Annotated in this window: 11 protein-coding genes; 4 read left to right on the forward strand and 7 right to left on the reverse strand. The window is 72.6% G+C overall.

Features of this window, described 5'->3' with window-relative positions; translation table 11 throughout:
* On the forward strand, window positions 1-2215 hold a 2215-nt coding region (locus tag G3I41_RS19980; RefSeq protein ID WP_164401705.1), incomplete at its 5' end, for a M9 family metallopeptidase.
* Window positions 2216-2226: 11 nt separating this feature from the next.
* Here the strand turns inward: G3I41_RS19980 and G3I41_RS19985 are convergent.
* The 3 genes from G3I41_RS19985 to G3I41_RS19995 form a co-directional block, all read right to left on the reverse strand.
* A complete protein-coding gene (locus G3I41_RS19985) occupies window positions 2227-2616 on the reverse strand; it encodes a barstar family protein (protein ID WP_164401708.1) in 390 nt (129 codons plus the stop codon).
* A 23-nt stretch (window positions 2617-2639) separates the two neighbouring features.
* Window positions 2640-3032, reverse strand: a complete 393-nt coding sequence (locus G3I41_RS19990) for a ribonuclease domain-containing protein (protein WP_164401709.1) — start codon at window positions 3030-3032, stop codon at window positions 2640-2642.
* 150 nt (window positions 3033-3182) lie between these two features.
* Window positions 3183-3773: a TetR/AcrR family transcriptional regulator gene (locus G3I41_RS19995; protein WP_164401711.1), complete on the reverse strand. Its 591-nt coding sequence runs from the start codon at window positions 3771-3773 to the stop codon at window positions 3183-3185.
* A gap of 174 nt (window positions 3774-3947) precedes the next feature.
* On the opposite strand from G3I41_RS19995, the gene G3I41_RS20000 reads away from it, so the two are divergent.
* Together G3I41_RS20000 and G3I41_RS20005 are read left to right on the forward strand one after the other, a co-directional pair.
* Window positions 3948-5852, forward strand: a complete 1905-nt coding sequence (locus G3I41_RS20000) for a serine/threonine-protein kinase (protein WP_164401713.1) — start codon at window positions 3948-3950, stop codon at window positions 5850-5852.
* A 156-nt stretch (window positions 5853-6008) separates the two neighbouring features.
* Entirely contained in the window at window positions 6009-6374 is a 366-nt protein-coding gene (locus G3I41_RS20005) for an ATP-binding protein (RefSeq protein WP_164401724.1), read from the forward strand.
* Between the two features lie 49 nt (window positions 6375-6423).
* Here the strand turns inward: G3I41_RS20005 and G3I41_RS20010 are convergent, their stop codons facing one another.
* Both G3I41_RS20010 and G3I41_RS20015 read right to left on the reverse strand, forming a co-directional pair.
* Window positions 6424-7503: a DUF2637 domain-containing protein gene (locus G3I41_RS20010; protein ID WP_164401715.1), complete on the reverse strand. Its 1080-nt coding sequence runs from the start codon at window positions 7501-7503 to the stop codon at window positions 6424-6426.
* A gap of 206 nt (window positions 7504-7709) precedes the next feature.
* Window positions 7710-8558 (reverse strand): (2Fe-2S)-binding protein, encoded by an 849-nt coding sequence (locus G3I41_RS20015; RefSeq protein WP_164401717.1) that lies wholly within the window; start codon window positions 8556-8558, stop codon window positions 7710-7712.
* Window positions 8559-8703: 145 nt separating this feature from the next.
* Between G3I41_RS20015 and G3I41_RS20020 the strand changes: the two genes are divergently transcribed.
* Window positions 8704-9474, forward strand: a complete 771-nt coding sequence (locus G3I41_RS20020) for a GntR family transcriptional regulator (RefSeq protein WP_164401720.1) — start codon at window positions 8704-8706, stop codon at window positions 9472-9474.
* 28 nt (window positions 9475-9502) lie between these two features.
* Here G3I41_RS20020 and G3I41_RS20025 read toward each other — a convergent pair whose 3' ends face one another.
* Both G3I41_RS20025 and G3I41_RS20030 read right to left on the reverse strand, forming a co-directional pair.
* Window positions 9503-10288, reverse strand: coding sequence for a hypothetical protein (locus tag G3I41_RS20025; protein ID WP_164401722.1), 786 nt, complete (start codon window positions 10286-10288; stop codon window positions 9503-9505).
* Window positions 10289-10452: 164 nt separating this feature from the next.
* Window positions 10453-10907 (reverse strand): helix-turn-helix domain-containing protein (locus G3I41_RS20030; RefSeq protein WP_203601375.1); only part of this gene is annotated, 455 nt, incomplete at its 5' end.

Consider the following 10907-nt stretch of genomic DNA (forward strand, 5'->3'; position numbering starts at 1 on the left):
TCACCGGGCGGCCGTCCAGACGGCACCCGAGCCGGGCGGCCCCGCCGCACAGGCCGCCACCGCGCCCGCCCAGGACCCCGTCCACCTGGGCGAGGCGGCCCGCAGCCCCGCCGACCGGGCCCCGCTCAGCGCCTCCAAGGACGCGCTGCGGCGCGACTACGACGACCCGCGCGCCACCCGCCCGAGCCACCCGGCCCCCTCCATGAAGACGAAGTCCGTCGCACGGGCGGCCGCTTGCTCCGTGAGCGCCTTCACCAGCCGCACCGGCAACGCCCTCGTGCAGCAGATCAAGGCGTCCACCACCGACTGCGTCAACACCCTGTTCTCCGTCAAGGGCGACGACGGCCGCCTCGCCTTCCGCGAGGCCCAGATGGTCACCGTGGCGAACGCCCTGCGCGACGGCTCGGCCGCCTACCCCGGCGACAGCAGCACCGGCATGCCCCAACTGGTGCTCTATCTGCGGGCCGGGTACTACGTGCAGTACTACGACCCCGGCACCGTCGGCTCGTACGGCACCGCCCTGCGCACCGCCGTCCAGGGCGGTCTGGACGCCTTCTTCGCCTCGGCGCACTCCCGCGACGTCACCGACGCCAACGGCGAGACCCTGGCCGAGGCCGTCATCCTCATCGACAGCGCCGAGCAGAACGCCCGCTACCTGTCCGTCGTGAAGCGGCTGCTGGCCGGCTACGACTCCACGTACAACGGCTCCTGGTACATGCTCAACGCGGTCAACAACGTCTTCACGGTGACCTTCCGGGGCCACCAGCTGCCCGCGTTCGTCAGCGCCGTCGAGGCCGACCCGAGCCTGCTCGGCGCGCTCGCCGGATTCGCCCGCGACCACCTGGACCTGCTGGGCACCGACCAGTCCTACCTGACCTCCAACGCGGGCCGCGAGCTGGCGCGCTTCCTCCAGGAGGACACGCTGCGCCCCACGGCGAAGCCGCTGGTCATCGACCTCCTCGGCCGCTCCTCGCTCACCGGGCGGACCGCGCCGCTCTGGGTCGGCCTCGCCGAGATGGCCGACTACTACGACAGCGCGAACTGCTCCGCGTACGGCACCTGCGACCTGGCCGCCCGCCTCAGGAGCGCCGTCCTGCCGACCTCGTACACGTGCAGCGACAGCATCCGCATCCTCGCCCAGCAGATGTCCTCCGACGACCTGACCAAGGCGTGCACCAGCCTGCGCGGCCAGGACGCCTACTTCCACCAGGTCGCCAGGGACGGCGGACCCGTCGCGGGCGACCGCAACACCACCATCGAGGTCGTCGTCTTCGACTCGAGCACCGACTACCAGACCTACGCCGGCGCCATCTACGGCATCGACACGGACAACGGCGGGATGTACCTGGAGGGTGACCCCTCGGCGGCAGGCAACCAGCCGAGGTTCATCGCCTACGAGGCCGAGTGGGTCCGGCCCGAATTCCAGATCTGGAACCTCAACCACGAGTACACCCACTACCTCGACGGCCGGTTCGACATGGCGGGCGACTTCGCCGCCGGAGTCACCACCCCGACCGTGTGGTGGATCGAGGGCTTCGCGGAGTACGTCTCGTACTCGTACCGCGACGTCGTCTACGACGACGCCCTCACCCAGGCCGCCGCGCACACCTACACCCTGCGCGCCCTCTTCGACACCACTTACGAGAACGCCGACCAGACCCGCGTCTACAACTGGGGCTACCTCGCCGTCCGCTACATGCTCCAGTCGCACCGCGCCGACGTGGACAAGCTCCTCGGCCTGTACCGCGCCGGTGACTGGAGCGGCGCCCGAACCCTGCTCACCTCCACCATCGGCAGCCGGTACGACGCCGACTGGGCCGCCTGGCTCACGGCGTGCGCGACGGGCAGCTGCGGCACCGTCACCGACCCGCCGGCCGGGCCCACCACCCCGTGCACCGGCACCGACACCCGCGAACTGGGCCGGGACTGCGCCCGCGACGGGCAGCGCGCCACCCGGGGCGACTACGCGTACCTGTACCTCTACATACCCGCCGGCACCGACCGGCTGACCATCACCACCAGCGGCGGCACCGGCGACGCCGACCTCTACTACAGCTCCACCGGCTGGGCCACCACCGGCTCGTACACCGCCAAGGCCACCGGCAGCGGCAACGCGCACACCCTCACGGTCGACCACCCGGCCGCCGGCGCGCACTACATCAGCCTGTACGGCGTGCAGGACTTCGGGCAGGTGAGCGTCGCGACGAGCTACTGACCGGCACACCCTCAGAGCAACCGCAGCGCGTCCGGCCCCGCCCGGTCCCGGATGATCTCCACCAGCCGGTCGAAGAGCGTCGGACCGCGCCCCGCGGCCGCCTGCGCATGTTCCTCGCGCAGGCGGCTCCGGTTGCTCTCATGGGCGCGGGCGGCCAGCCGGTCCAGCCGGCGGGCGGTCTCCGCGTGACCCAACGCCCGTGCCGACAAGGCATGGTCGCGCCACTCGAAGACGAAGTCGCCGTCGTCCGGCGCGCCCATCCCGCCGCTCAGACAGTCCGCGAAGGCGTCGAGGTTGCGGCCGAAGTAGCCGCCCGGCCCGTTCACGGCTTCACCGACCACGGTCCAGAAGCTGTCCAGGCCGGTGATCCGGGAACCCTCGATCACATAGGTCACGGTCATGGGGCCAACCCTACGGGCGCGGGTCAGCAGCCGTGGTCCACCAGGTCGAACGTCTCGTAGTGGTCGGCGGTGTAGTAGTCCTCCTGGCTCTCCTCACCCGTGACGACGCGCCGCGCGCCACGCGTTGACGAGCCGGGGGTGATGACGGTGTACTCGTGGTAGTAGCCGGTGTCCTGCGCGGGCAGCACGCCCTCGCGGTTCTGGAAGACGGTGCCGTCCTGGTCGTACGGGAACGGGCCGCCGGAGTCGATGAGGTCCAGGGTGTCGTGGGCCTGGGACGGCAGGTCCGAGTAGCAGACGCTGCCGACCGATGCGGTCGTCGCCGAGGCGGTGGCCGTGACCGGGCCGCCGACGAGAAGAGCGGACAGAAGGGCGGCCGCGCCGCCGAGCGTGGTGATCCGTGGGGGGATTCGCATGCTCCATGATGACGCGCGTAGACAGCGCCGCGTCAACGCCAACCAGGGTGAATTCTTCGGGAGTTAACCGTGGAGAGGGAACACACCCGGCCCCCGGGGGCTCTGGAGTGCCACGGTCGTGCGGTGCTCGAACGGAAGTCCGTCGTCAGCTTACGGGCTGACGGATCGCCAGATGTGATACGGGACCGTGCGGACGGCCTCCTCGATGTCGATGTCACCCACGGCGAGCCAGCGCCGCGCGATGCTCGTCACCGGACCCAGGATCAGCGACTCCAGCACCGGCAGCGGCAGCGCGGCCAGCTCGCCCGATTCCTGGTGCGCGTGGAGCCAGGCGGCGAGCGGCGCGATCCGGGCCTCCTGGGCACCCCGGAGCTGCCGCGCGTTCGTGATGGCCTCGCGGTCGGCGGTGACGGAGTGCATCAGCCGGGCCGCGTCCGGATGCGCCTGGACGAAGCGGAGGTACGCCTCAGTCAGCGCGTGCACCCCGCCGCGCGCGTCCGTGACCTGTTCCATCGCCTCGACGACCTCGCCGAGGAGGCGGCCCAGCCAGGACTGCGCGAGTGCGAGGACCACGCCCTGAAGGCTGCCGAAGTGGTGGTAGATGCTGCCCGCGCTCACGCCGCTGGCCGAGGTGATGGCGTTCAGCGTGAGGCCGGCCTCGCCCTGGGTCGCGTACAGCTCCAGGGCGGTGTCGAGCACCTGGGCGGCCGTGGCCTCCCCGCGTTGTTGCTTCGGACTCATCGGCGCGGCCCCCGCTTCCGGAATCTCTGGCTCCTCATGGTGCCTCAGGGGACAGCGTAGAAGATGGTTCCGGAATTGTTTCCGGAAGTTGTTCCAATCCGCGCCCACTTTGCTTCACACTGAACGTTTGTCGCGCCAAGTCGCGGACATACATGGGGACTTCAGGAGACCGTTGTGAACAACGACGACCACGCGGGCGACGAGGACTACCTTGACGGAGGCATCAAGCCGCTGACGCCGACGGACCCGGTGCGCATCGGGCCCTATCTGCTTCTGGGGCGGCTCGGCGCGGGCGGCATGGGCCGGGTCTACCTCGCCCGCTCCGACGGGGGCCGCACCGTCGCGGTCAAGGTGGTGCACCCGGAGCACGTCGCGGACCCGCAGTTCAGGGGCCGTTTCCGGCGTGAGGTCGAGGCGGCACGGCGGGTCGGCGAGCGCTGGACCGCACCCGTCCTGGACGCGGCGCCGGACGCCGAACTCCCCTGGGTGGCCACGGGCTACGTGCCCGGGCTCTCCCTGGAACAGGTCGTGCGGGGCCACGGTGCCCTGCCCGCCGACTCGGTGCGGGCGCTCGCCACGGGGCTGCTGCACGCGCTGAAGGACATCCACGCGGCGGGCATCGTCCACCGCGACCTCAAGCCGTCCAACGTGATGCTCACGATGGAGGGGCCCAAGGTCATCGACTTCGGGATCGCGCGTGCCGTCGGGACCGCCGTCGAGTCCCTGCTCACCAGCACCAACATGATGATCGGCACGCCCGGGTTCATGGCCCCGGAGCAGGTGCACGGGGAGAGCGCGGTACCGAAGAGCGACGTCTTCACCCTCGGCTGCGTCCTCACGTACGCGGCCACCGGGACGCTCCCCTTCGGGCACGGGGCGAGCAACCAGCACGCGATCATGTACCGGATCGCCGAGGCCGAGCCGGACCTCGAGCGGGTCCGGGACGCGGATCTCAAGGCACTGATCGCCCGGCTCCTGGCCAAGCCCATCGAGGACCGGCCCTCCGTGGACGAGCTGCTGGCCGAGCCGGGGCGCGAGGCGGGGCCGGTCGCCGCCCCGTGGCTGCCCGCCGCCGTCGTGAGCCACCTGGCCCGCCAGTCGGCGCAGTTGCTCGACGCGGAGGCGGAGCCGCTGCGGCAGGAGGGCGACCGCGCGACGATGGACCTCCGGGCGGCGCCCGAGGTGGCGGCGGCGGCGGTGGTGGGCAGCGAGCAGGCGGCGGAGAAGGAGAAGCCGAAGCGCCGGCGCCCGTGGCTGGTCGCCGTGCCGCTGGTGGTCGTGATCGGCGGGGGCGGCGGCACGCTGGCCGTCCTCCAGCCGTTCAGCCACGACAGCGCCGACGCGCACGCGGCACCCCCGGCCGCCACGTCGACGGGCCCGACCGCCGCACCGGAGCCCTCGGCGGCCGGCAGCGCTTCCCCGACCGGCGGCAAGAGCCCCAAGGCGTCGCCCAGCAAGTCACCGGGCAAGAAGGAGGCGGACGCCGGCAAGGACGGGCAGGACGGCAGGGACGGGGAGCGCGGCCAGGACGGCCGGGACGCCGGCGACGCGGGCACCACGGGCGGCGGATCAGCCACCGGGGGTTCCTCCGGCGGCGGTTCGTCCACCACCGGAGGCGGCTCCTCCACCACCGGAGGCGGCTCCTCCACCACGACCAGCGGCGGCGGTTCGGGCGGCAGCAGCTCGGGCGGCTCCACGAGCACGTCCGGCGGCGGGGGCTCGACCAGCACAACGGGCGGTTCTTCCACCGGCGGCTCGGGTGGCGACAGCGGCACGGTCCCGGCGGCGTTCGTCGGCACCTGGACATACGGGGAGGTGTACAACCCGGGACAGCCCGGCACCATCAGCATCTCCAAGAACGGCGTGGTGCGCCTCAGCGACTACGTGTACAACAACTGCCCGTACGAGGCCAAGGTGACGTCCAGCACCAGCAGCCGGCTCAACGTGGGGACCCTCAAGCTCGTCGGTCCCAACCCCGGTTACTGCTACACCGCGACCGGCGCGACCTTCTTCGTGACCAACGGCAGCGGCATCCAGCACGACGTCAGCGGGATGAAGTACTACTACAAGCGCGCCTGAGCCCCACACGATTGCCTCCGCTCCGCACGACTCCGCAAGCGTGACAGCCGGTAGGCGGGGCATGCATTGCGTGAGCACCTTCGAGACAGGGGGCGAATGACCGTGTGGGCGGGGGAAACGATGGAGCGTCACGAAGAGGCCCGGATGCATCGCAGGGTGGACCGGGCCGATCTGGCCGCCGTGGGAGAGGTCCGGGGCGCGGTGCGGGAGTTACTGCGCTACCGGTGGAAGGAGGAACCGGCGCAGGTCGCCGAGCTGCTGCTCAGCGAACTGGTGACCAACGCCCTGGTGCACACCGACGAGGGCGCGGTCGTCGCCGTGAGCGTCGCACCCCGCCGCCTGCGCGTGGAGGTGCGGGACTTCGTCCCCGGAATGGACCCCGAACCGCACGTACCGTCCGCCGACGACGGTACGCACGGCCGGGGACTCGTCCTGGTGGAGAGCCTTGCCGACTCCTGGGGGATCAGCCCCCGCTCGCTGGGCAAGGTGGTGTGGTTCGAACTCGACGGCGAACGGCCCTGACGGTCCTTCCGGACCACCAGGGCCGTTCGCGTACGTCCGCCGTCCCGTGTCAGCCGAACTGCTGCTCCAGGTCCTTGAGCTTCTGCTCCAGCGAATCGAGCCGGGGCAGGGCCTGGGTGTCGTCCTCGGCGGTCAGATCGACCGCGGCCGATTCGCTCGCGCCCAGTTCAGGGACGCTCGCCGAGTTCGAGTGGTTCACGGCTTGCAGGGACGGCCGGGGTCGCAGGGGCAGCTGACCCGGCTCGGATATGGCGGGCTCCGCGACGGACTGCGCGGAGCCCGTCGCCGGCGCCAGTGCGGCCACCTCGACCGGGGAGCCACCCCGTCCGAGCCGGCCCCAGGCCCGGTTCTGCCGGTTCAGGGCCTTGATGTGCGCCCGGTCCAGCTTCTCCTGGTCCCTTCTGCGGAGACGGTTCTGCTCCTTCTCCCTGCGGTCCTCGCGTACCTCGTCCACCGCCTCGTCCAGCGTGCGTACGCCTTCGAGGAGCATCAGCGACCAGGCGCCGAAGGTCTCCCGGGGCGCGCGCAGCCAGCGCACGATCCGGATCTGCGGCAGCGGGCGGGGCACGAGGCCCTGCTCGCGCAGCGCGGCCCGGCGGGTCTGCTTCAGCGCGCGGTCGAACAGCACGGCGGCCGAGAGCGACATGCCCGCGAAGAAGTGCGGGGCCCCCGCGTGGTCGATGCCGCGCGGCGCGTGCACCCAGTTGAACCAGGCGGCGGCGCCGGCGAAGGTCCACACCAGGAGGCGCGAGCCGAGCGCCGCGTCCCCGTGGCTGGCCTCCCGTACGGCCAGGACCGAGCAGAACATCGCCGCTCCGTCCAGGCCGAAGGGCACCAGGTACTCCCAGCCGTTCGAGAGGCCGAGGTTCTGCTCGCCGAAGCCGACGAGCCCGTGGAAGGAGAGTGCGGCGGCGACCGCCGCGCAGCAGAACAGCAGCACGTACGAAGCGGTGGCGTACATCGCTTCCTTGCGTCTGCGCCGCTCCTCGCTGCGCTCCCAGCTGTCGTCGGCCGAGGCTGTGTCAGAGGCGCGCCTTCCGCGCGCGACCACCGCCACCGCCGCCATGACCCCCACGAGCAGCACGGCGCCCGGAAGCAGCCAGTCAAGCGATATGTCGGTCAGTCTCATGCGCGGTCCCTTGCGTCACGTAGGGCGTTTCGGGCGCCATCGTGGCGGAAATCCCCTCCCGTCCAGGCGGTTTCGGGACAAGAGAACGCCAACGGGGTGCAGGAGACCGTCGATATGGACGTTCTGGTCGAACGCCCTTCAGCGGTGTGCGCATGGTGTTCGAATGCACGCCACCCGTCCGGGCGGTGTGGGCGCGGCGGAGTGGATCAGGGCGCGGGCGTCAGTTTGCGGACCCGCTCCTCGTCGCACGTACGCGGGCACGTGACACAGGTGTCCTCGGGGCGCAGCGTGTAGAAGAGGCAGCAGCTCGCCCGGTCCCGGGTCGGCAGCGACGCCCCGCCCGGCCCGGTCAGCTCGCGGAAGCCCGCGGTGCCGACGTACGGCTCGGTGGTGCCGGGCAGCAGTGCCTCCAGCTCCCGCATGGCGCGCCGCTCCTCGCCCAGCAGATGGGCGACGTACCAGAGGCCCTCGACGATCTCGTCGGTCGCCATCCCCCACAGGGCCCGCTTCCCGCGCCGCATCCGAGGCCGGAAGCCTTCGAGGACCGGGGCCAGGTGTTCGGCCACCGCGTCCAGCACCTCGGCCCGCAGCGCCGTCTCGTCGGCCACCACCCGGGCCCCCGGCAGCCCGGCCGCCGGGTCACCGGGCAGGCAGGCGAATTCCCGTACCCGCAGCGTCAGATGGCCCAGGGCCCGCTGGAACGAGACGTCCCCGACCGGGACCCGGGGCACCCGGCGGTGCAGGAACCACGGCACCGTCACCAGCAGGCAGGCCGGCCAGGCGTACCGGTGCAGCCCGAAGCTGGCGATCACATCGGGCCGGCCCTCCTGGCCGTAGTCCCGCCGCACCTGCTCGGCGTCGAAGGCGAGGAACGCGTCCAGGGCATCGCCGCCCGCCGCCAGCTCGTGCGCGCCGACCCAGCCGGGTCCGCCGGGGGCGCTCTCGCCGTCGGCCAGGATCTCGGCGCGCAGCCCGGGGAAGACCTCGTTCAGGCGCGCGTAGGCGTCGGCCACGGGTGAGGCCGTCACCGCGGGGAGCAGGGCGGGCAGGGTCATGCGGGGACCACCGATTCACGATCGTCAGCAGGTAAGCCTTACCTTACCCTCCCGTATCGATGTGTGAACCGGGGGTCGTTACGCCTATCGTGCACAGAGGGCGCCCGACGCGCGAGCGCGCCCGTGACCGGCCGAGGAGGTGCCCGTGGAGCAGGGCGGAGCGCGCGAGGAGGTGCGTCCCCCGTACGGCGGTGCCGCGGCCGGGCCGGCCTCGGCCGTCCGGGTGCCCGAGCAGGCCCGCGGCGAGCACACCCACGGGGAACACCCGCACGAGGTGCCCGCCCCCCGCGCCCAGGTGCGCCGGCACTCCGTGCGCGGCCAGATCCTGGAGGCCCTGCGCGCCGCACTGGTCGACGGCGAGCTGGTCCCCGGCCAGGTCTACTCGGCGCCCGCCCTCGGCGCCCGCTTCGGGGTCTCCGCCACCCCGGTGCGCGAGGCGATGCAGCGGCTGGCCACCGAGGGCGCCGTGGAGGTCGTGCCGAACCGGGGCTTCCGGGTCGCCGAACGCGGACCGCGCGAGCTCGCGGAGCTGGCCGAGGTCCGCGCCCTGATCGAGGTCCCCGTCATGCTGCGGCTCGCCCGCACCGTCCCGCCCGCCCGCTGGTGCGCGCTGCGTCCGCTGGCCGACGCCACCGTGGCCGCGGCGGCCGTCGGCGACCGGGCGAGCTACGCCGAGGCCGACCGGGCCTTCCACGGCGCGGTGCTCGCCCTCGCCGGGAACCACAGCCTGGTGGCCGTCGCCGACGACCTGCACCGGCGCTCCCAGTGGCCCCTGGTGGACAACCCGGTCACCCGGCGCGCCGACCTGCTGGCCGACGCCTCCGAGCACACCGCGCTGCTCGACGCGCTGATCGCCCAGGACGTGGCGGTCGTCCAGTCACTGGTGCGGGAGCACTTCGCGGGCGCCGACGGCTGAGTCCCGCATCGCGGGCCGGCGCCCGGTCTCAGTTCGCCTCGACCGTCTCCGGCGGGGGCTGGTCCAGGTGCGGGCCCAGCCAGGTCGGGACGCCGCCCAGCAGCCGGAAGAGCCGGGCCGCCTCGGCGCGCAGCCGGGTCGCCGCCTCCGGTTCGGACTCGGCGTCGGCCAGCGCGATGAGCGCCGGGGCCGTACCGACCAGATAGCCCAGCTCCTCCCTTATCCGCAGGGACTCCGCGAAGCCGTGCCGGGCCTCCGCCAGCTCGCCCTCGCGCAGCGCGATCAGGGCGAGATGGCGCCAGGTCGAGGAGAGCAGCAGCGCGTCGCCCTGCGCGGTGGCGCCGGCGTGCGCCCTGTGGTAAGCCGCCCGGGCGGCCTGCGGGGAGTCCGCGATGTTCTGCGCGATCAGGCCGCGCCGGAAGTCGAGCAGCGGCCGGCCCCGGGCGGCGGGGGAGAGCAGGGCCGCGGCCCGGCCGAGCGCCACCCGGGCCTCGTCAGCCCGGTCCCGCACCCCGAGCAGGGTCGAGGCGTACGCGAGGTAGCCGCGCTCGCAGGCCGCCGCGCCGCGCTCCTCGTCGTCGTGGGCCATGGCCTCGGCGGTGCGCAGCGCGTCCTCGGCGTCCGTCCAGCCCTGCCCGGTGTACAGGCACCGCTCGGTGAGCAGGGCCGTCCGCTGGAGGGCCGCGGCCGGATCGGTGGCGGCGTCGTGCTCCAGCAGGGCCGCGGCGTCCGTCCAGCAGGCGCGTGAGCGCAGCCGCCATACCGCGGTCTGGAGCGGAGGATCGTCATCTGCTGTCGTTCCGGAACCAGACATGGCGGTATGCGCCACATTGCCCTCCCCGAGCGCGCCTTCGAGCTGTTGAGTATGGGCCGCATCACAGCACGGAATGGCACGCCGGGCCAAGAGGTCGAGGCAATGTCAGGTGAAAGTTTTCACAATCGGCCGGGCGGGGTACAGCCCTTGTCCGGCCCGGGATTTCAGCTCATCCGCAGGGCGAGGAAGAAATCGAGCTTGTCCTCCAGACGCGCCAGATCACGCCCCGTCAACTGCTCGATTCGCCCGACCCGGTAGCGCAGCGTGTTGACGTGCAGGTGCAGCCGGGCCGCGCAGCGGGTCCACGAACCGTCGCAGTCCAGGAAGGCTTCCAGGGTCGGTATGAGCTCCGCGCGGTGGCGCCGGTCGTACTCGCGCAGCGGGTCCAGCAGCCGGGCGGTGAACGCCCGCCGCACGTCGTCCGGGACGAACGGCAGCAACAGCACGTGCGAGGCCAGCTCGTGGTGGCCGGCCGCGCAGACCCGGCCGGGCCGGGCCGCCGCCACCCGGCGCGCGTGCCGGGCCTCCTCCAGGGCACCGCGCAGCCCCTCCGGCGAGTGCACCGAGGCGCTGACACCCAGGGTCAGGCGGCCGTCGTCGCCGAGGCCCGCGGAGAGCG

The sequence above is a fragment of the Streptomyces sp. SID9727 genome (genome assembly GCF_010550605.1).
Taxonomy (GTDB): Bacteria; Actinomycetota; Actinomycetes; order Streptomycetales; family Streptomycetaceae; genus Streptomyces.